The organism is Alicyclobacillus acidocaldarius subsp. acidocaldarius DSM 446, from assembly GCF_000024285.1.
GTDB classification, from domain to species: domain Bacteria; phylum Bacillota; class Bacilli; order Alicyclobacillales; family Alicyclobacillaceae; genus Alicyclobacillus; species Alicyclobacillus acidocaldarius.
In genome coordinates, this window is sequence record NC_013205.1 from 1,509,209 (window position 1) to 1,529,885 (window position 20,677).

Annotated in this window: 19 protein-coding genes; 17 read left to right on the forward strand and 2 right to left on the reverse strand. The window is 62.9% G+C overall.

Annotation, left to right across the window (positions count from 1 at the left end):
- The first annotated feature begins 33 nt into the window (after nucleotides 1-33).
- Genes AACI_RS07215 through AACI_RS07225 form a run of 3 tightly spaced genes read left to right on the forward strand, consistent with a single transcriptional unit; the run spans nucleotide 34 to nucleotide 3,646 of the window.
- A complete protein-coding gene (locus tag AACI_RS07215; protein ID WP_012810796.1) occupies nucleotides 34-1,680 on the forward strand; it encodes an acyl-CoA synthetase in 1,647 nt (548 codons plus the stop codon).
- Between the two features lie 4 nt (nucleotides 1,681-1,684).
- Entirely contained in the window at nucleotides 1,685-2,857 is a 1,173-nt protein-coding gene (locus AACI_RS07220) for a thiolase family protein (protein ID WP_012810797.1), read from the forward strand.
- 30 nt (nucleotides 2,858-2,887) lie between these two features.
- Nucleotides 2,888-3,646, forward strand: a complete 759-nt coding sequence (locus AACI_RS07225) for a 3-hydroxyacyl-CoA dehydrogenase (RefSeq protein ID WP_012810798.1) — start codon at nucleotides 2,888-2,890, stop codon at nucleotides 3,644-3,646.
- Between the two features lie 54 nt (nucleotides 3,647-3,700).
- Here AACI_RS07225 and AACI_RS07230 read toward each other — a convergent pair whose 3' ends face one another.
- Nucleotides 3,701-4,795 carry a Leu/Phe/Val dehydrogenase gene (locus AACI_RS07230; protein ID WP_012810799.1) on the reverse strand — a complete coding sequence of 365 codons (1,095 nt, stop codon included), beginning with the start codon at nucleotides 4,793-4,795 and terminating at the stop codon, nucleotides 3,701-3,703.
- A gap of 476 nt (nucleotides 4,796-5,271) precedes the next feature.
- On the opposite strand from AACI_RS07230, the gene AACI_RS07235 reads away from it, so the two are divergent.
- From AACI_RS07235 to AACI_RS07255, 5 genes are all read left to right on the forward strand, one after another.
- The gene (locus tag AACI_RS07235) at nucleotides 5,272-6,927 is read left to right on the forward strand and encodes a ribonuclease J (RefSeq protein WP_012810800.1); all 1,656 of its coding nucleotides are present in this window, start codon (nucleotides 5,272-5,274) and stop codon (nucleotides 6,925-6,927) included.
- A 180-nt stretch (nucleotides 6,928-7,107) separates the two neighbouring features.
- Complete coding sequence (locus AACI_RS07240; protein WP_012810801.1) at nucleotides 7,108-7,887, forward strand: ClpP family protease; 780 nt, start codon at nucleotides 7,108-7,110, stop codon at nucleotides 7,885-7,887.
- Nucleotides 7,887-8,090, forward strand: a complete 204-nt coding sequence (locus tag AACI_RS07245; RefSeq protein WP_012810802.1) for a YlzJ-like family protein — start codon at nucleotides 7,887-7,889, stop codon at nucleotides 8,088-8,090. Before AACI_RS07240 ends, AACI_RS07245 begins: the two co-directional genes overlap by 1 nt.
- A gap of 65 nt (nucleotides 8,091-8,155) precedes the next feature.
- Nucleotides 8,156-10,585, forward strand: a complete 2,430-nt coding sequence (locus tag AACI_RS07250) for an FtsK/SpoIIIE family DNA translocase (protein WP_012810803.1) — start codon at nucleotides 8,156-8,158, stop codon at nucleotides 10,583-10,585.
- Between the two features lie 62 nt (nucleotides 10,586-10,647).
- Entirely contained in the window at nucleotides 10,648-11,229 is a 582-nt protein-coding gene (locus tag AACI_RS07255; RefSeq protein ID WP_012810804.1) for a hypothetical protein, read from the forward strand.
- Nucleotides 11,230-11,270: 41 nt separating this feature from the next.
- Here the strand turns inward: AACI_RS07255 and AACI_RS07260 are convergent, their stop codons facing one another.
- Nucleotides 11,271-11,621: a hypothetical protein gene (locus AACI_RS07260; RefSeq protein WP_041707413.1), complete on the reverse strand. Its 351-nt coding sequence runs from the start codon at nucleotides 11,619-11,621 to the stop codon at nucleotides 11,271-11,273.
- 150 nt (nucleotides 11,622-11,771) lie between these two features.
- On the opposite strand from AACI_RS07260, the gene AACI_RS07265 reads away from it, so the two are divergent.
- The 9 genes from AACI_RS07265 to AACI_RS07305 all read left to right on the forward strand — a co-directional run bounded on the left by AACI_RS07265 (nucleotide 11,772) and on the right by AACI_RS07305 (nucleotide 20,610).
- Nucleotides 11,772-12,809 (forward strand): hypothetical protein, encoded by a 1,038-nt coding sequence (locus tag AACI_RS07265; protein ID WP_041707414.1) that lies wholly within the window; start codon nucleotides 11,772-11,774, stop codon nucleotides 12,807-12,809.
- A gap of 24 nt (nucleotides 12,810-12,833) precedes the next feature.
- Nucleotides 12,834-13,604, forward strand: a complete 771-nt coding sequence (locus tag AACI_RS07270) for a DUF3388 domain-containing protein (protein WP_012810807.1) — start codon at nucleotides 12,834-12,836, stop codon at nucleotides 13,602-13,604.
- Between the two features lie 29 nt (nucleotides 13,605-13,633).
- Nucleotides 13,634-14,572, forward strand: a complete 939-nt coding sequence (locus AACI_RS07275; RefSeq protein ID WP_012810808.1) for a helix-turn-helix domain-containing protein — start codon at nucleotides 13,634-13,636, stop codon at nucleotides 14,570-14,572.
- A 45-nt stretch (nucleotides 14,573-14,617) separates the two neighbouring features.
- The gene (locus AACI_RS07280; protein ID WP_008340000.1) at nucleotides 14,618-15,112 is read left to right on the forward strand and encodes a YajQ family cyclic di-GMP-binding protein; all 495 of its coding nucleotides are present in this window, start codon (nucleotides 14,618-14,620) and stop codon (nucleotides 15,110-15,112) included.
- Nucleotides 15,113-15,154: 42 nt separating this feature from the next.
- The gene (gene pgsA, locus AACI_RS07285) at nucleotides 15,155-15,736 is read left to right on the forward strand and encodes a CDP-diacylglycerol--glycerol-3-phosphate 3-phosphatidyltransferase (protein WP_012810809.1); all 582 of its coding nucleotides are present in this window, start codon (nucleotides 15,155-15,157) and stop codon (nucleotides 15,734-15,736) included.
- Nucleotides 15,737-15,749: 13 nt separating this feature from the next.
- Nucleotides 15,750-17,063, forward strand: a complete 1,314-nt coding sequence (locus AACI_RS07290; protein WP_049763307.1) for a competence/damage-inducible protein A — start codon at nucleotides 15,750-15,752, stop codon at nucleotides 17,061-17,063.
- Nucleotides 17,064-17,067: 4 nt separating this feature from the next.
- Complete coding sequence (locus tag AACI_RS07295) at nucleotides 17,068-18,648, forward strand: DEAD/DEAH box helicase (protein ID WP_041707415.1); 1,581 nt, start codon at nucleotides 17,068-17,070, stop codon at nucleotides 18,646-18,648.
- A 230-nt stretch (nucleotides 18,649-18,878) separates the two neighbouring features.
- The gene (gene recA, locus AACI_RS07300) at nucleotides 18,879-19,946 is read left to right on the forward strand and encodes a recombinase RecA (RefSeq protein WP_012810812.1); all 1,068 of its coding nucleotides are present in this window, start codon (nucleotides 18,879-18,881) and stop codon (nucleotides 19,944-19,946) included.
- A complete protein-coding gene (locus AACI_RS07305; protein WP_245530459.1) occupies nucleotides 19,906-20,610 on the forward strand; it encodes a regulatory protein RecX in 705 nt (234 codons plus the stop codon). Before recA ends, AACI_RS07305 begins: the two co-directional genes overlap by 41 nt.
- The last annotated feature ends 67 nt before the right edge of the window (nucleotides 20,611-20,677 follow it).

The window sequence follows — 20,677 nt, forward strand, 5'->3', positions numbered from 1 at the left end:
CCCGTAGAGCTTCCTCGAGAGGAGCGTTGTGAGATGGAGCCATCCCAAACCGCCGCATTTGCGGAGCTTCTGGCGCCGGACGTGTTCAACATCGCGAGCGCCATTCTGGACCGGGACGAATCGAGGCGCGCGCTCGTGTGGCGCTCGGAGGCCGGGGCGAAGCGGACCCTGACGTACGGCGAGCTTCGCCGCGAGTCCCTTCGCCTGGCGCAATCTCTTCACGATCTCGGCCTTCGAAAAGGCGACCGGGTCCTGGTGTTGATGCCGCGCCGCCCGGAGACCTACGCCGTGTATCTCGCCATCCTCTCGCTCGGCGCCGTGGTTCTGCCCGGATCGGAGTTACTCATGCCGAACGACATCGCCTATCGCCTGAGACACGCGGAGGCGAAGGGCGTGATCGCCCACGCGGCGCTCGCGGAGCGGGCCGAGGCGGCCATCGCCGAGGCGCCGTGGGTGCAGTTGCGCGTCGTGGTCGAGGGCCCGCGCGAAGGCTGGCTGGCGTATGACGACCTCGTGCGCGGCGCCCCCAGGGAGTGGGACGTGGTTCCGACGCGTCGGGACGATCTCGCCTTCCTGTCGTACACCTCCGGGACGACGGGCTACCCCAAGGGTGTGATGCATGTCCACGGCTGGGCGTACGCGCACTGGCACATCGCCGCGAAGCGCTGGCTCGGCATTGAGCCTGACGACGTGGTGTGGGCCACCGCCGGGCCCGGATGGGCGAAGTGGATCTGGAGCCCCTTCGTCGCCACGCTCATGTCGGGCGCCACAGGCTTCCACTACGGTGGCCGATTTGACGCGGAGACGTTTCTTCGGCTCATCGACGACGAAGCGGTCAATGTGCTCTGCGCGACGCCCACGGAATACCGGATGATGGCCAAGGTGGACGGCCTCGATCGGTTTCGCCTCTCGTCGCTGCGCCAGGCGGTGAGCGCGGGCGAGCCTCTTAACCGAGAAGTCATTGACACGTTCCGCCGCCATTTTCAGGTCACCGTGCGCGACGGCTACGGGCAGACGGAGAACACGCTTCTCGTTGCGACGTGCGTCGATACGGAGGTGCGCCCCGGTTCGATGGGGCTGCCGACGGTCGAAGGGGCCGTCGACATTGTCGACGACGAGGGCAGGCCACTTCCTCCGGGCCAGGTGGGGGACATCGCGGTCAGGCGAGACTTCCCGGCCCTCTTCCGGGGTTACTACAAGGACGACGAGCGGACCGAGGCTCAGTTTCGGGGCGCGTGGTACATCACGGGCGATCGCGCCGAGAAAGACGAGGACGGATATCTGTGGTTCAGCGGCCGCGCGGACGACATCATCATCAGCGCTGGATACACCATCGGGCCGTTTGAGGTCGAGGACGCGCTCGTGAAACATCCGCTGGTGCGCGAGTGCGCAGCGGTGTCGAGCCCGGATGAGGTGCGGGGCGCAATTGTGAAGGCGTTCGTCGTCCTCAAGGATGCCAACTTGCACCGAGAGCTGGCATCCGACGGCGAGCGACGCGAGGCGCTGGTGCGAGAACTGCAGGAGCACGTGAAGCGGATCACCGCGCCCTACAAGTATCCGCGCGCAATTGAGTTTGTGGAGGATTTGCCGAAGACGACGTCGGGGAAGATTCGCCGCGTCGAGCTCAGGGAGCGCGAGTGGAAGCGGCACCGCAAGCTGAACGAGGAGCAGGGAGGGTGACATCATGTACGAAGCCGTGATCGTCGACGCTGTCCGCACGCCCATCGGGCGCAGAAACGGCGCGCTGAAGGACGTGCACCCCGTGGATCTTTTGGGACACGTCCTGCGCTCCATCGTCGAGCGCAATCAGTTGCCGCCAGAGGCGGTGGACGACGTGATCGCAGGGTGCCTCACGCAGATTGGCGATCAGGCGGTGAATATCGCGCGGAATGCGTGGCTCGCGGCGGGGCTGCCGGAGTCGGTGCCGGGGTGCACCATCGATCGCCAGTGCGGGTCAAGCCTGCAGGCGCTCCACTTCGCCGCGCAGGGCGTGATGAGCGGGGCGTACGAGATCGCCATCGCCTGTGGCGTCGAGGCGATGTCGCGCGTGCCGATGATGTCTTCCATCGGCGTCTATGGAACGCCGATGACGGAATCGCTGGAAGCGCGCTATCACATGCGCCAGTACAACCGTTCCTTCTTCGATCAGGCGCTCGGCGCCGAGCTCTTGGCGAAGGAATGGGGCTTTTCCAGGGAGGATCTCGACCGGTTCGGCCTGCGGAGCCATCAATTGGCGGCCAAGGCCAGGAGCGAAGGGAAGTTTCGGCGTGAGATCGTGCCGCTTTCGCTTGCCAAGTCGTCGGGATGGTTCGAAGAGGACGAGGGCATTCGGACCGACACGTCCCTCGAGAAGATGTTGTCGCTGAAGCCGGCCTTCCCCGATCTGGAGCTCATTACCGCCGGCAACGCGAGCCAGATCTCGGATGGAGCCAGCGCAGCGCTCGTCATGCGCCGAGAAACGGCGGAGAAGCTCGGACTCAGGCCTCGCGCCCGGTTTGTCGCGTTCAGCGTGGTGGGCGTGAACCCCGTGACGATGTTGACCGGTCCGATTCCGGCGACGCGGAAGGTGTTGCAGAACGCCGGGCTCAAGGTCGAAGACATCGATCTGTTCGAGGTGAACGAGGCGTTCGCGCCCGTGGTCTTAGGGTGGCAAAAGGAGATCGGCGCGCCGTGGGATCGCGTGAACGTCAACGGCGGCGCCATCGCGCTCGGACATCCGCTCGGCGCGACGGGGACCCGGATTGCGGCGACGCTGTTAAACGCGCTCGAGGATCGCGGAGGGCGCTATGGGCTCATCGCCATCTGCGAGGGGGCGGGCATGGCGAACGCGACCGTGATCGAGCGGATGGATGGGTGACCTGCGGTGTCACGTGGAGGAGGTTGAGAGATGAAACTTGAAGGCGCGACGTTCATTGTGACAGGTGGCGGGTCCGGGCTCGGCGAAGCGACAGCGCGGGCGTTCGCCGAGGCCGGCGCGCGCGTCGCCATCTTGGACGTTCAGGAGGAACGTGGCAAGCGAGTGGCGGAGGAGATTGGCGGCCAGTTTTTCCGGGTCGACGTGACGGACGAGGACGCGGTGCGCGCCGCGGTGGACGAAGCCGCGGAGGGCGGCGTGCTCCGGGGCGCCGTGAACTGTGCCGGGATCGCCACGGCGGAAAAGATTCTCTCGAAACGCGGCGTGCACTCGCTGGAGAGCTTCGCGCGCGTGATTCAGGTCAATCTCGTCGGCACGTTCAACGTGATGCGGCTCGTGGCCGCGCGCGTTGCCGAGGCGCCAGCGCTCGAAGACGGCGAGCGAGGCGTCATCATCAACACCGCGTCCATCGCGGCCTACGAGGGTCAGATTGGCCAGGCGGCCTACTCGGCGTCCAAGGGCGGGATCGTCGGGCTCACGCTGCCCGCGGCGCGAGAGCTGGCCGCGTACGGCATTCGCGTGGTGGCCATCGCGCCGGGCATCTTCGAGACGCCGCTTCTCATGGGCCTGCCCGAGGCCGCGCGCCAGTCGCTCGGGCAACAGGTGCCGTTCCCGCAGCGGCTGGGGCGGCCGCGCGAGTACGCGCTCTTGGCGCGGCACATCGTGGAAAACCCAATGTTGAACGGCGAGGTCATCCGCCTGGACGGGGCGCTGCGCATGCAACCGAGGTGAATGGGCGGATACGAAAGGCGCGGGGTAGGTCCCCGCGCCTCGCACTTTTTCGGGTCAGCGCCCGCGCCTCACCGGTTCGTGGTGACCCAGGTGCGTGCTCCGCACCTGCCGCAGGGTCTCGATCCGCTTCATGGCCATCTCATCGGCGGCCCGATGCGTCGGGATGCCCCGCTCGCCGGAGAGCTTGTACAGGTTGAGCATAATGTCGTAGATCCGCTCCACCTTCGACCGCGCGCGATCCGGATGATAGCCTTCGAGCTCGTCCGCGACGTTGATAAGTCCCCCCGCGTTGATGACGTAATCCGGCGCGTACAAAATGCCTCGCTCGTGAAGCATGTCCCCGTGCCGCTCCTCGGCCAGCTGGTTGTTCGCTGAGCCCGCGATGATCTGCGCCCGGAGCCTCGGAATCGTCTCGTCGTTCAACACCGCGCCCAGCGCGCACGGCGCGAGGATGTCACATTCAGCGCTCAGGATGTCTTGAGGAGGCAGCGCCTGGGCGCCGAATTCGTTGACCGCGCGCTCCACCTGCAGAGGGTTGACATCGGCCACGAGCAGGTCGGCTCCGGCCCCGCGCAAGAGGCGAGCAAGCTCGTACCCGACGCTTCCCAGTCCCTGAATCGCGACGCGGCGCCCGGCGAGATCGTCCGTGCCATACAGGTACTTGGCGCTCGCCTGGATCCCGCGGAAGACGCCAAGGGCGGTCATGCCGCTCGGATTGCCGCTCGAACCGTAGCTCGGAGAGATGCCGCACACGTACGGCGTTTCGAGGTGAATGAGGTCCATGTCCTGAACGGTGGTGCCCACATCTTCGGCGGTGATGTAGCGCCCGCCCAAGCTGTGGATGTACCGCCCAAGGGCGCGAAACAGGGCCTCGCTCTTGTCCTTTCGCGGATCTCCCATGATCACGGTCTTGCCGCCGCCGAGATTCAGCCCGGCCGCGGCCGCCTTGTACGTCATTCCGCGCGCCAAGCGAAGCGCGTCGACGACCGCATCCTCTTCGGACGCGTACGTCCACATCCGGCATCCTCCCAGCGCCGGGCCGAGCGTCGTGTCGTGGATGGCGATCACGGCGCGCAAGCCGGAGGCGTCATCGTAGCAGAACACCACCTGCTCGTAGTCGAATTGGGCCATGCGGGTAAAAAGTTCCATGTCCTTCGAGACCTCCCCACTGAGTATACCGTTCCGGCGGTCCTACCGGAACGATAGGGCGCGCTCGCGTAGTTGCAAGCGCTTTCAATCAACCTCAATTGTAGCATGATTTCTGATTGAAGACTACATCTTGTGGGTGGATGCCGAGGCATGTCGGACTCCACCGTGTCGGCGCCGTCGCCGGCGGAGACTGATGGTTGTGTCAGGATCCGAACGGGAGTATAATGACACTGATAGTGACATGTGCGGCTTATTCGCGCAAGGGACGTGCGAACCCTGGCGCGGAGACAACGAATGGCGTGAAAGCGGATGGAACGGGTCGGGTGGTCCGTTTGAGCGCGTTCGATGCACAGAAAGACACGGCCTTGGTCTGAGCGGGCTTTTTTTTGCATGTCGAGGGAAGTGCGAAAGGAGACCGGGCGGGCGGGTCGTGATCGTGTCGCTGAATTCCATAGGTATGGCAACGGAGGTGCAAAATGCCAAGATCGAAATCGAGACTTTCCATCATCCCGCTCGGCGGAGTCGGGGAGATCGGAAAGAACATGACGCTGTATTGGTACGGGCAGGACATGATCGTGGTCGATGCGGGGCTAAAGTTTCCCGACGAAGATATGCTCGGCATCGACATCGTCATTCCCGATATCACGTTTTTGGTCGAGAATCGCGAGAAAATTCGCGGCATCTTTCTGACGCACGGACACGAGGATCATATCGGCGGGCTTCCGTACGTGCTTCGGGAGATCAACGTGCCGGTGTACGGGACGCGGTTGACGCTCGGGCTCGTCGAGAACAAGTTGCGCGAGGCGGGCGTTCATGATGTGAAGCTCATCACGATGGACGGCAAGTCGCGCGTTCAGCTCGGCCAGTTCGCGGTGTCCCCGTTCTACGTGAATCACAGCATTCCGGACACGGTCGGGTTCGCCATCGAAACACCGGAAGGCATCGTCATCCACACGGGCGACTACAAGTTCGATCAGACGCCGATTGACGGACGACACGCGGACATTCATAAACTGGCGCAGTGGGGGGCGCGAGGCGTGCTCGCGCTCGTCGGCGACAGCACGAACGCGGAGCGGCCCGGTTACACGCCGTCCGAGATGACGGTCGGCATCAAGATCGACGAGATCATCAGTCAGGCTCCCGGGCGCGTGATTCTGTCCACCTTTGCGTCCAACATCCACCGCCTGCAGCTGATGATTCGGGCGGCGGAGCGCCATGGCCGCAAGGTCGCCATTGTCGGACGCAGCATGGTCAACAACGTCCAGACGTCGCTGCAACTGGGATATTTGGAGGCGCAGCCGGACACGCTCGTCGATCCCGACGAGGTCAACAAGCTTCCTCCAGAGAAGGTCGTCATCCTCTCGACGGGCAGCCAAGGGGAGCCGATGTCCGCGCTCACCCGCATGGCGCGGGCCGCGCATCGAAAGATCGAGATCGTGCCGGGCGACACCGTGGTGTTGGCGAGTTCGCCCATTCCGGGCAACGAAAAGTTCGTGGCGAGGACCATCGATCAGCTGTTCCGCGCGGGGGCTCACGTGATTTACCGCGGTGTGCACGCCTCGGGGCACGGAAGCCAGGAAGAGCTCAAGTGGATGCTCCAGCTTGTGCGCCCGAAGTACTTCCTCCCGGTTCACGGCGAGTTTCGCATGCAGCGGATTCACGCCGATCTCGCCATGCAGCTCGGCATTCAGCCGGACCACATCTTCATCACGGAGATCGGCGATGTCGTGGAGTTTGAGGACGGCCGAGCGCGCCTCGGCGGCAAGGTCCCGGCCGGGTCCGTGATGATCGACGGGCTCGGCGTGGGCGACGTCGGCAACATCGTGTTGCGCGACCGCAAATTGCTGTCGCAGGACGGCATCCTGGTCGTGGTGGTCACGCTGTCCAAAACGACGGGACACATCCTGTCGGGGCCCGACATCATCTCGCGCGGGTTCGTCTACGTGCGCGAGTCAGAGGCGCTCTTGGACGAGGCGAATCGCCTGGTGGAGAGCACGCTCAGCAAACTGGTCTCGGACAACGTGAGCGAGTGGTCTTCGCTGAAGACGGCTGTGCGGGATACGCTCGGCCGGTACCTGTACGAACAGACTCGGCGCCGCCCGATGATCCTGCCCATCATCATGGAGGCGTGATCGCAAAGGGCATTCATCCGCGAAGTCAGGGCTATCCTCGGTCCGCACGAAACGCGGCGAGCGGGGATAGCCCTCGTCGTCTTTGGGCAGGACCGCCGTTTCAAACCTCAACCGAAGCGGCGGTTGCGTATGGACGCGCTTCCCTTTGCCGATACTGGGACGGCGGGAGGCGGATGCGAGATGGAGACAAAGTCAGCCTACGATGCCGTGATGAAAGCTGGGGCCACGGGCGGGGCGGATGCGCAGGAGACGAAGGACGCTCCCTCGTCCGTCGAGTCGCTCGGCGCGAACGAACCCGCCGCAGTGGTGACGGGCGACATCTACTGTTTGACGGTCATCGGCCAGATCGAGGGTCACATGGTACTGCCGCCCCAGAACAAGACCACGAAATACGAACACGTCATCCCACAGCTCGTCGCGGTGGAGGAGAGCGATAAAATCGACGGACTGCTCATCATCCTCAACACGGTGGGCGGCGACGTGGAGGCGGGCCTCGCCATCGCAGAACTGGTGGCGTCGATGTCGAAGCCCAAGGTATCCGTCGTGCTCGGCGGAGGCCATTCCATCGGTGTGCCCATCGCCGTGGCGGCGGATTACACGTTCATTGCAGAGTCCGCCAGCATGACCATCCATCCGATTCGCTTGAACGGCCTCGTGATTGGCGTGCAACAGTCGTTTGAGTATCTCGAGAAGATGCAGGATCGCGTGATCCGTTTCGTGGTCGAACACTCGCGAATTTCGGAGGACATGTTTCGCCACCTGATGTTGAACACCGGCGAGATGGCGAAAGATATCGGCACGACGGTGGTGGGACGGGATGCCGTCAAGTATGGCCTGTGCGACGAAGTGGGCGGCCTGGGGCAAGCGATGAAGAAGCTGAAAGATCTCATTCGGGAACACAAGGAGTCCCGAACAGGCGCGGTGCTCGCGCAAGTTCCTCAGCCGGGGGTGATCCAGTGATGCTTTGGACGACGTTGGCAGAGAGCGAGATTTACAGCGGATGGTGGGGCAGCGGGCCGCGCTTCGAAGAGTGGAGGGACGGACATCGGACCCTGATCGTGGCCCGGGACGAATACGGCACGCCGAGACTTGTGCGGCTGATAAGCCCCATCGCGCGTGACTATCTGAGGCCCGAATGGCAGCCGGGCGCCGCGCTTCGCTGAAGGCGGAAGGCAGGAGTTTGAGCGCCCGGGTCGAATCCTCAGTCTAAGGAAGGGACTGGTGAGGATTGGCTCGCAAGCAGCAGCAAAAAAATGTGCTTAAATATGAAGTCACCGGTCTGGCGATGCTCACGGCCTGTGCGCTGGCGCTCGGGCGCTTGGGACTGGTGGGCCAGTTCTTGGCTGTCGTGAGCATCTATCTGGCGGGCAGTTGGTATTTTCTCATTCCTATTTTGGTGGGATACGCGGCCGTGTACATGATGGTGCGCAGGAGTCGCTTCGTGTGGGACGGCCGCCACCTGGGTCTTTTGATCCTCCTCCTGTGCATGCTTGCACTCATTGAGATGAATTTTTACTCGAATCTGGCGGATCAAGGGCTTCAGTCGTACTTCTGGTCGAGCGAGTGGAACGCGCTGCAAGCCTTGCGCGCCTACGTTTTTCATCCGACTTCCGGTGCGCCCCCGAGCGCCGGAGGGGGACTCATTGGCTTTTTCGTCTTTCAACTCTTGCACCTCTTGTTCAATTCGCCGCAGACCTACGAGCTGGGCCCGCGCCTGGTGATTGTCGCGGGGGGGCTGATCGGAATCGCCCTCGTCTTCCAGGTGTCGCTCGTGAGCGTGGTTCGTCGCGGTTCTCGGTATACCGAGCAGGCTTTGGACCGCATGTGGTCCAACATCCGCCGGCAGGCCGGACAGGTGTTCAGGCGGGAGAAAGATCCTGAGCCCGAAGTGGTGGAGGATGCGCCGAGGGCCACACGGCCTGCGGTCGTGATCGACGGAGACGTGCTGGAGGAAGCGGAGCCGGAGGCTCCTCAGGAGGAGGCGGAGCCCATCATCCACGATTTTGCGGCGCGTGCCAGCCGGCCTGAGAAGGCCGACGACCTCCCGCCCTGGGGGGAGCCCGACGAACCTGTGGTCGAGACCGATGCCAAGGGACTTGTGGTCCGATTTCCCTCGAGAAGCGAGCGGAAAAGGCCATCGCCCGCGCGAGAGGAGGAGCGGAGCTCCGCCGTCGTGCCCGAGTACGAGGTGGGGCCGATGGTCCACGACGAGTCGTATCAGCTTCCTCCGCTCACACTGTTTGACCCGCCTTCGGGCAAGCACGCGCCTGTCGCGACGGCGAACGTGCAGGAGAATGCGCAGAAGCTGCAGTCCACGCTGCAGTCGTTCAACGTGCAGGCTCGAGTGGTGGAGATTCACCGCGGGCCCACGGTGACGCGCTACGAAATTCAGCCTGCGGCCGGCGTGAAGGTCGCGCGGGTCCTGTCGCTGCAAGACGACATCGCCCTCGCGCTGGCGGCCCGGGATATCCGCATCGAGGCGCCGGTGCCTGGGAAATCCGTGATCGGCATCGAGATTCCAAACGACGAGATCGCCGTGGTCACGCTCCGCGAGGTGCTGGAGTCGCCGGAATTTCAGAACTCGCCCGCGAAGCTGGCGCTCGCACTCGGGCGAGACATCACCGGTGCGCCGATTGTCGGAGATCTTCAGAAGATGCCTCACCTCCTGGTGGCGGGTGCCACCGGTTCGGGCAAGAGCGTCTGCATCAATGGAATGATCGCGTCCCTCTTGGTGCGCGCCAAGCCCCACGAGGTCAAGCTGATGATGATCGATCCGAAGATGGTCGAACTGAGCATCTACAACGGCATTCCGCACCTTCTGACGCCCGTCGTGACGGACGCCAGGCTGGCGGCGGGGGCGTTGAAGAAAATCGTGCAGGAGATGGAGAACCGATATCGGCTGATGGCGGAGCGGGGCGCGAGAGACATCGATCGGTTCAACGAGATCATGCGTGAAGAGGGACTCGAGCCGCTGCCGTATATCGTCGTGATCGTCGACGAATTGGCCGACCTGATGATGGTGGCGCCACACGACGTGGAGGACGCCATCTGCCGATTGGCGCAGATGGCCCGCGCGGCAGGGATTCACCTCATCGTCGCCACGCAGCGCCCGTCGGTGGACGTCATCACCGGTCTCATCAAGGCGAACATCCCAAGCCGAATCGCGTTTGCCGTTTCGTCCATGGCGGATTCTCGCACCATCCTCGACATGGGCGGCGCGGAGAAGCTGCTCGGCCGCGGCGACATGCTGTACTATCCGGTGGGCGCGGCGAAGCCGACGCGCGTGCAGGGGGCCTACGTGTCGGAACGCGAAATTGAGCGGCTCGTGGAGTACGTGAAGAGTCAGCAGCACGCGGTCTACACGATGGATCTGAGCACCGCCATCGAGGAGGAACCGGAAGATGAGGGCGGGCCGGAGCTCGACAGCCTGTTCATGGACGCGGTCGACCTCGTCGTCGAAATGGGCCAGGCTTCCGTGTCTCTCTTGCAGCGGCGATTTCGCATCGGTTACTCGCGCGCCGCGCGCATCATCGATCAAATGGAGCAGAGTGGGATTGTGGGGCCGTACGAGGGCAGCAAGCCTCGAGAAGTGCTGATCACAAAGGAACAGTGGTTGCAGGCCAAAGCCTCGTTCATGCGACAACATCAGGCCGAATGAGGCATACACCCGTGCGCCTTTCCGTATACATGTCCTAGTCCAACACAAGGAGAGGACGACGGGTGGTACGCCAGAAATCGTCCATCGCACTCATGGCCGTGGCTTTTCTCGCGCTGTGCGGGTACATGGGGTTGGCACATGCGTTCTCAGACCGCGGGGTGGCGCACGGCGCGTCCGGCGTCCGTGGCGTTGGCGGAGCCGCCATGCCCACCCAAGCCGCTCCGTCGGATGCCGAGATCGACACCATCGCCGCGAGCCTGGCGGACATCCCGGGCTTGTACGATCTCGCCGTGCTGCCCGATGATCGCGGCGATGGTCAGTTCGTGGTGTCGGCGATGGTGGAGGTGGAGACGGCCTCCGGGCAGCCGCCGAACCCAACGGTCGCGTTTCGCGACATGCGTGCCGATACGGACGCGTATTTGAGCGATCTGTACTTGCTGAAAGAGCCGATTGCGGAGGCGGAGATCACCTTCACAGAGGGTGGGACCATCGTGGGGACGGCCGGACTGGGGCGAAGCGCCTACGAGCATTTGGCGGCACGGACGGCCGGGGAGGATCTGGCCGGCGCGATGGAGGGGGCACATCAGGACGATACGGGCGTGGACGAAGCGTGCTGGATCGAACTGAAGCCCCTGGCGAACTGAGGGACTTTCGTTCTGGGGCAGTCAAAGGACAAAAGGGACGCCTACGGGCGTCCCTTTTGTCGGCGTGCGCCGTCGATAAACCGCTGGGTGACGGAGATCTGCTCGCGGCGAAACGACCGCATCAGCGCTCGAACGACCGGCTCGTGGCCTGTGCGCAGCAGCGCATCCACGATGGTCTGCAGCGTGAAATTCTCGTCGAGCGACTCGCGCACATGCGGGTGGTCGTCGAGATGATCGAGCCAGCTCTCGTCGTAGTACTTCCCGCGCAGCTCTCGATAGGCCTCCTCATAGAGGTCGTAAATGTCGAACGGCGCGTCGATCTGCTCTAAATAAAAGTCAAGCTGATACAGCGCTTTGGCTACGGACACGTGGTCTCCGCTGATATCCCCCACGGCGCCATCATCCTTTCGTATACCCTTATCATGTGAGAGAGACGCGTGAAAGGCAAGCGTGGAGATCTCCCTGGGATGAGACAAGCCGATAGGGAAGGTTTACAATAGGGTGAAGCGATGTTCGCGGAAGCCCGCGCAAAAAGGAGTGGAGTGTCGACGGTGAAAGGACAGTGGCGGCTCGCGGTGGCGATTTGCGCTGTCGCGGCGAATGTCGCGGGCTGCGGCGCGCCGGATCTTGCGGCCATGCGCCCGACCGTTCACAAGCCCGCCGTGCTGGTGGAGATCGTGGGTTCGCCCCCGTTTGCGCCGTCTGCGTCCGAACTGGGAGCGGCAGGTGCCACGGCGGTGGAGGTGGTGCACGTATCTTGGAACGCATGGCGGTCGGAAGCGGAGAAGGAGCTTGCGAGGCGCCGACTGACAGGTCTCATGCTCGTATGCGACGATGCGAGCGCCGTCGCACCGGGCGTCGACGAGTTGGCGTCTTCGAATTCTTCCGTGCGCTTTCTGGTGGTCAGCGATTGGCCAGCTCCTCTGACCGAATCAAGCAATGTCGCGGAAATCGCGCAGGATCCCGTCGGCATCGCGTACAGCATCGGGGCGCTCTGCGGAGACTGGATGGTGGCCGTGGCGCCGGGATCGACGAGCGGGGCCGTATACAGCGGCGTGCCGAGTCTGGTGTATGTCCCGCAGGGGGCGAGCGCTGCTGAACAAAAGGCGTTCTTCGCGGGTCTGTACCAGACGAACGGGAACGTCCGGGTGGTCGCGCTTCCGCAACAGGCCGCGCCAAGTTTGTCGAGCTATGGATACGCGGTGGAACTCGGCGTCATTGGAGGCAACGTATCTCCTGCAGAGATCCAAACGCTGCGCAGTGTGACGCCGAATTGGGGGTGTTTTGGAACCTCGACCGGTTCAGGTTGCGCCATCGCGCCTGGTCACCTCGACCCTTCGGAGGTGCTTCGGGGGTTCCAGGCACTCGCATCGCCGGTGTCCTGGCAGCCTGGGGAGCACCTTGTGCTCGACTTGTCATCGGTCGCGCTCGACGACAAGCGATTGCCGGCTTCGGTGCTCACCGCGTGGGCCGCGCTGCAGGTTCGAGCGGAGTCGGAAGCGTCGCGCGCGGACGCCGCCTTTGCTTCGCTGCCGGCCAACGTGAGATCGAACCTCGAGCATACATTTCATCTGTCGTAGGATCGTGGGAAAGGTTGAGATGGCGTGGCCGAGTATTACTTCCAATATCACATTCGCCGAGATCGCCCCGGGTTGTTGGGCGACATCGCCTCCCTGCTTGGCATGCTCGGGGTCAACATCGTACAATTATCGGGAGTGTCGGAGTATGGAAGAGGATTCCTGATCGACGTGGATCGACCGGACATCCTCGACGTGCTGCGGACCATGCTCGAGTCGATGGAAGACATCGAAGTGACGGCGCTCCGGGAACCGACGCTTCGGGACAGGCTCGCGCTGCGCCACGGGCGATTTATCGAGCGGAGCGACACGGAGAAGCGGACGTATCGGTTCGTTCGAGACGAACTCGGCGTCCTGGTCGACTTTTTGGGTGAAATCCTGAAGCGCCCTGGTCGACAGGTCATTGGCGTGCGCGGACAGCCGCGCGTCGGCAAGACCGAGGCGGTCGTGGCGGCGAGCGTGTACGCGAATAAGCGTTGGCTGTTCGTGTCGTCCACGTTGCTCAAGCAGACGATTATGCGCGAACTTCCTTCCGCGACGTTTCGCGCCGAACCGTTCGTCTACATCATTGACGGCGCCGTGTCCGTGATGCGCGGCGGTGAGGACCATATGCGCTGCGTGGACGAAATCCTCCGGATGAAGGCGCCGGTCGTGATCGAGCATCCCGACATTTTTGTCCGGCGGACGCGCTACACGTGGGATTTGTTCGACATGTTGATCGAATTGCGCCGAGATCCGCAGGAAGAAATTCGCTATGATATGTTCGAAGATGAAGCGGCCACGTGGGCTCAGGAATAGAGACGCCACAGGACAAGGGAGGGCGACGCGTGCACGAGCAGTTGGGGCAAATTCTGCGCGCCAGGCGCGAATCGCTCGGACTCACGGTCGAAGATATCGAGGAGCGGACGAAAATCCGCAAGCGCTACATTGAGGCGCTGGAATCGGGGCAGTGGGATGTCCTGCCCGGCCGCGTGTATGCGCGCGGTTTTGTCCGGAGTTACGCCGAGGTTCTCGGGCTGGACGGAAGCGAGCTTTTGGAAAAATACGTGGACGGTGGCGACGCTGGCAGCGCCGAGCCGGGAGTGAGGGCCGAGTCTCCCGCGCTGACCTCGGAAAACCGGGCCGCGGACCGAAAGCCGGCGGCGCGGATGGTGGAGCCGAGATCGCTGAACGAGATGGAGCGGACGAGGTCCCGCGCGCACGAACGGCACGAGCGGTCTCGGCGGGAGACGTATGATCGGCCCGTCCGATCGGTGGGATCCTGGGTCGGACAAGGACTTCTCATCGTCGGCGCGCTGGTGGTGGTCGGAGGGCTGTATGTTCTCCTGCATCACCACCATGGCCAGGCGACCCATAGGACGAATACCACCACGTCCAGCCCGCAGAAGACGCAGGCGACGAAGCCTGCCACGCATCAGACGGCTCCGCCCAAGCGGACGACGCAGCCTATCCAGAAAGCTCAGACTGTGGTGGTGGCGTTGCCGTACGCGAACGGGATGTACACGTACAAGGTGCTTCACGCCGCGAGCCTCCAGGTGGTGGTCACCGTGAATTCCGGCGAGTTGTGGTTCAGCGCGACCGCGGACGGTCAAGCGGTGGCGCCGAACGTCATCCTGAACCAAGGTCAGTCGAAGTCGTTCTCGGCCCAGAACAACGTCACGTTCCACCTGGGTCACGTCCAGGGCGTGTCCATCACGGTGGACGGGCAGCCGGTCCAGCTCCCGAATATCACGTGGGCGCCGGTGGTCGTGATCGAACGAGGGTGACGAGGAACGGTCGGAAGCGTACACTGGATGTAGAGGAGCGGGAACATGGCCAAAGAGGCTTCGTTCGACATTGTGTCGAAGGTGGATCTTCAGGAGGTGTCGAACGCCGTTCAGCAGGCTCGGCGGGAGATCGAGACGAGGTTTGACTTCAAGGGTTCGAAGAGCGAGATTCGCCTGGAGGGCGACAGGCTCACGCTGATTTCGGATGACGAGTACAAGCTCGAGCAACTGATGGACGTGCTCAAGACCAAACTCGTCAAGCGAAACGTGTCGCTGAAGGCGCTGAGACCGGGCAAGGTCGAGCCTGCCGCGGGGGGCACGGTTCGGCAGGTGGTGGAGCTCGTGAACGGCCTCGACGCCGATCACGCGAAGCAAATCACCAAACTGATCAAGGACTCGAAGATCAAGGTCCAGGCGCAGATTCAGGGAGACCAGATCCGCGTCTCCGGCAAGAGCCGTGACGACCTTCAGGCGGTCATTCAGATGCTGCGGAACGCGGATTTGGATGTTCCGCTGCAATTCACGAATTATCGCTCGTGATCGGGTGCCAGTGTGCAAATCGGACAAGAGGGGCGTGGGCCATTGAATCTGGCGAATCGGATTACACTGGCCAGGATTCTGCTGGTGCCTGTCGTCTGCGTGATCCTGTTGGTCCCGTTTCACATCGGTTCGGTGACGTTCCACGGACAAACCACCACCGCGAACGAGGTCCTGGCTGCGCTGGTCTTCATTGCGGCGGCGGCCACGGACGCGCTGGATGGGCGGATCGCGCGGAAGCGGAAGATGATCACGAACTTCGGTAAGTTTCTCGATCCGCTGGCGGATAAGCTGTTGGTCTCGGCGGTGCTCATCATTCTGGTCCAAATGCAGCGCATGCCGGCCTGGGTCGCGATTGTGATCATCAGCCGCGAGTTTGCGGTCACAGGGCTCCGCCTCATCGCCGCGGGAGACGGGGTGGTGGTGGCGGCAAGCCAGTGGGGGAAGTGGAAGACGACCGCGCAGATGGTGGGAATCGTGCTCTTGATGTTGAACAACTTCCCTTTTTCAGTCATCAATGTTCCGATTGCCCAGATCATGATCTACGTGATGGTGATCATGACCGTAGTGTCGGCGATCGACTATTTCTTGAAGAATCGAGAGATGATCTTGTCGCGCGCCTCGTGAGGCGCTTGTCAGGATGGAGAGGGTGGCTGTGGCCTTGGCAGAGCCTTGCCGCGCCGAACTGATTGCGGTCGGTACGGAGATTGTCATTGGGCAGATCCACAATGGGCATGCCCGCGAGATTTCGCAGGAACTTGCGAAGCACGGAATGTACGTGTACTATCACAGTGCGGTAGGAGACAACGAGGCGCGGATTATCGAGACGTTCTCCATCGCGTCCCGGCGCTCAAACGCCGTGATCGCGACGGGGGGACTGGGGCCGACGCAGGACGACTTGACGAAGGAAGCGCTGGCGAAGTTTCTGGGAAGACGGCTTGTGCTTTCCCAGGAAGCGCTCGCGGAAGTCGAGTCCTATTTCAAACAAAGAGGCAGGCCCATGCCGGAGCAGAACCGGAAGCAGGCCCTCGTCATCGAGGGCGGCGAATGGATTCCGAACCCGAACGGGACCGCACCGGGACAGTACGTGTTCGACAACGGCGTGCATTACTTTCTTCTTCCGGGTCCGCCCCTCGAAATGCGTCCTATGCTGCAAAATTACGTGATTCCTCGCCTGGTTGACCACTTTGGCGGCACGCGCAAGTTGGTTTCCCGGATTCTCCATTTCTGCGGCATCGGCGAGTCGGATGTGGATGCGAGAATCGCCGATCTGACATGCAAGGACAACCCGACCGTGGCTCCGTACGCCGGCGAGGGCGAGATGGTGCTCCGCATCACGGCATCCGGTCCCACGGAAGAGGCGTGTTGGGAGCTCATCCGTCCGGTCGAGGACGAGTTGCGCAGGCGATTCGCTCCATTTATCTACGGTGTGGACGACGACTCGCTGGCTTCCGTCGTGTTGCGGCGGCTCCAAGAGACGGGATCCACGCTGGCCGTGGCGGAAAGCTGCACCGGCGGCATGTTGGCCGAGATGATCACGGACGTGCCCGGCAGCTCAGCCGCGTTTGTGGGCGGTGTCGTGGCATACGACAATCGGGTCAAGGCGTCTGTGGTGGGTGTTCGCGCCGAGACGCTGGCGACGCACGGAGCCGTGTCGGAACCAACGGCGCGCGAACTGGCGGAGGGCGTCCGCGAAAAGCTCGGCGCGACGTACGGCATCGGCGTGACGGGCATCGCGGGCCCCGGAGGCGGCACGCCGGAGAAGCCGGTGGGTCTCGTGTACGTGGGGCTCGCGGGGCCTCGTGGGTCGCGGGTGTATGAGCTCAGGCTACGCGGTTCGCGCGCTCAGATTCGAATCCGAAGCTGCAAACAGGCGCTCTGGAGACTGTGGCAGGAGTTGAATGGAGATTCTGATGTGGGAAGAGACAAGACAGGCAGAGGAGAGAAAGGTTGAGAGTATGTCATCGTTTGAGTCTTTTGGGTTGAACCGCCGCGTACTGCAGGCGATTCACGATATGGGGTTTGAGGAGCCATCGCCGATTCAGGCGGCTTGTATTCCGGTGGTGCTGGAGGGCCGGGACGTGATCGGCCAGGCGCAGACCGGCACGGGGAAGACGGCAGCATTCGGAATCCCGCTGGTGGAGCGGGTGTCGACGGAACCGCGCGTGCAGGCCATCGTGCTGACGCCGACGCGCGAGCTGGCGATTCAGGTGGCGGGTGAGATCCGCAAAATCGCGAAATACAAGCGCGTCCGATCCGTCCCGATTTACGGCGGGCAGTCCATCGTGCACCAAATCCGCGCGCTGAAGCAAGGCGTGCAGATCGTCATCGGCACCCCGGGGCGGGTGTTGGATCACATTCACCGCGGCACGTTGTCGCTCAGCGATGTCCGGATGGTGGTGCTCGACGAAGCCGATGAGATGCTCGACATGGGCTTCATCGACGACATTGAAGCCATTTTGCGCGAGACGCCGAGCGATCGGCAGACCATGCTGTTCTCGGCCACCTTCCCGAACGAGGTCAAGCGCCTCGCGCTGCGTTACATGCGCGATCCGCAGCACATCACAGTCAATCGCGGCGAGGTGACCGTGCCGCAGATCGATCAGGTGTGCTACAAAGTGTTGGAGCGCAATAAGCTCGACAGCCTCTGCCGCATCGTGGACAGCGAGGACATCCAGCTCGGGATCATCTTCTGCCGGACGAAGCGCGGCGTGGACGATCTCGTGGAGGCCCTGCTTGCGCGCGGCTACCTCGCTGACGGACTTCATGGCGACCTGAGCCAGGCTCAGCGCGATCGCGTCATGCGGAAGTTCCGCAAAAACGAGATTGAGCTATTGGTCGCGACGGACGTGGCGGCTCGCGGGCTGGACGTGGACGACGTGACGCACGTGATCAACTACGACGTTCCGCAGGATCCCGAGTCGTACGTGCACCGCATCGGACGCACGGGCCGCGCAGGCAAGCGAGGGTTGGCCATCACGCTCGTGACACCTCGAGAGTACAAATTGCTGAAGCAGATTGAGCGAGAAATCAAGCAGAAGATCACCGTCCGCGAGGTGCCGTCGCTGGAGGACGTGGCGGAGCGGCAGGCGGAGATGTGGAGAAGCAAAATCGTGGACGTCATTCGCGAGGGTGGCCTCGCGCCGTATCGCGCCATTCTGAGCGGCCTCGTGGACGAGCACGATCCCATCGACATCGCCTCGGCCCTCCTCAAACTGGCGTCGTCAGGGGATGGAAATCGCACGGAGTCGGACGAATACGACTTTGGGGACACGGGAGCTCGGCCCGGCATGGTGCGGTTCTTCGTGAATGTGGGCCGCACGTCTCGGATGAGTCCGCAGGACTTCGTCCGCGCCATTTCCGAAGAGGCCGGTGTGCCGGGCGACGCGGTTGGGCGGATCGATATGTTCGAGAAGTTTACGTTCATCGAGGTGGAGGAGGAGAGCGCGCCGTTCGTCTACGAGGCGTTGCGCCAAAGCCGAATCAATGGCACGCGGGTGAATTTGGAGCCTGCGAAGCCGCGCTCGTCGCGCCGCTGAGCGGTAGGTCGAGCAGGATGGGAGAGCCGGACATGCGAGTGTCCGGCTCTTGCTGCGCCTGGGGCACCGATGCGCGTGATGCGAACGTTTGTTTGCATTTTTCGCAGGAACGTGTACAATCGGATCGAAGGATTCCTGCGAGCGTTCGCGAATAGGTTCCCGTGTTCGGGAGCAGGCGGAGAAGAGGCTCACGGGCATACGCGCTTGAAGAAATTGAGGGATGGTGTGTCATGGGAGACAAAAAGGCGGCTTTGGAACAAGCCCTGCGAAAAATTGAGAAGGAATTTGGCAAGGGTTCCATCATGAGACTCGGCGAAGCGGCCGCGATGACGGTCGAGACCGTGCCGACGGGGTCGATTGCGCTTGACATTGCGCTCGGCGTCGGAGGACTGCCTCGTGGGAGAATCGTGGAAATCTACGGACCGGAGTCGTCGGGCAAGACGACCGTGGCGCTTCACGTTGTCGCGGAGGTGCAGAAGCTGGGCGGTCAGGCGGCGTTCATCGACGCCGAACACGCGTTGGATCCGGTCTATGCCCAAAAGCTCGGCGTCAACATCGACGAACTCCTGATTTCTCAGCCGGACACGGGGGAACAGGCGCTCGAGATCGCCGAGGCGCTGGTTCGGAGTGGCGCGGTGGACGTGATCGTCGTGGACTCCGTGGCAGCCTTGGTTCCGAAGAACGAACTCGAGGGCGACATGGGCGATTCGCACGTCGGATTGCAGGCGCGCCTGATGTCGCAGGCGCTGCGCAAGTTGGCGGGCGCCATCAGCAAGTCGAAGACCATCGCCATCTTCATCAACCAAATCCGCGAAAAGGTCGGCGTCATGTTCGGAAATCCCGAGACCACGACAGGCGGGCGCGCGCTGAAATTCTACGCCTCCGTGCGGCTGGAGGTCCGGCGCGTCGAGGCCATCAAACAGGGGAATGACGTGGTGGGATCGCGGACGCGGATCAAGGTCGTGAAGAACAAGGTGGCGCCGCCGTTCCGCCAGTGCGACGTGGATATCATGTTTGGGGAAGGGATCTCGCGAGAGGGCAGCCTGATCGATATCGCCACCGAGATCGACGTCGTCCAGAAAAGCGGAGCCTGGTATTCCTTTGGTGAGGAGCGGCTCGGACAAGGGCGTGAAAACGCCAAGCAGTACCTGAAGGAGCATCCGGAGATCGCGGAGCAAATCGAGGCGGCGGTTCGCGAGTACTTCCACGTGAATCCGGCCAAGCCGCTGGTTGCAGCCGCTGCGGAGGATGCGGATGATGACGCGGATGACGCATTCGACGAATTCGACGCCTTCTGATGAGGAATCGTTGGTTCTGGTTCGCCGTACGGAGGCCACGGGCAAATGGCGCCCCCTCATTTGCGCGGAGTTCGAAGGCGCGCCCTCTCTGTACCTGACGGCCGAGGACTGGGTCGATTGCGGGCTCAAGGTCGGGATGAGGATGTCGGTGAAGCAGTACGCCGACCTGGAGAGACGAGCGAAGGTGGCGCAAGCCTTGCGCGAGGCGCTGAAGCTGCTCGAGGTACGCCCGCGCTTTGAAGGTGAATTGAGCCGGGCGCTGCTGCGCAAGGGCTGGGAGCGCGAGGTGATCGATGGGGCGCTCGTCCGCCTGCGCGAGAAAGGGCTTCTCAATGACGAGAAGCTCGTGCGGGACCGCGTGGAAGCTTGGGCTGGTACGCGAAGCCGCCGAGAAATCCGGGCGAAATTGAGATCTCGGGGAGCGCCGACTTTGCTCGTGACCCAATCCCTAGAGTCGTGTGTGGACGATGAAAGGGAGCGAGAGGCCGCGCTCAGGCTCGCGGAGAAGTACTTTCGCCGCGCGGCTGGCCGCCTTGCGGACGTGGATGAACGCCGGGCCCTGATGCACCTTGTGCGAAAGGGATTTTCACCTTCCATTGCGCGCCAGGCTGTGCGAGAAACGGTCAGGCGGCTGGGTGAGCAGGAAGTCGACCCATGGGCGTAATCGCCTTTTCTTGACACCGTTTTGAAACAACACGTAGAATAAAAGTGCGTATCACCTACGGCCTCTA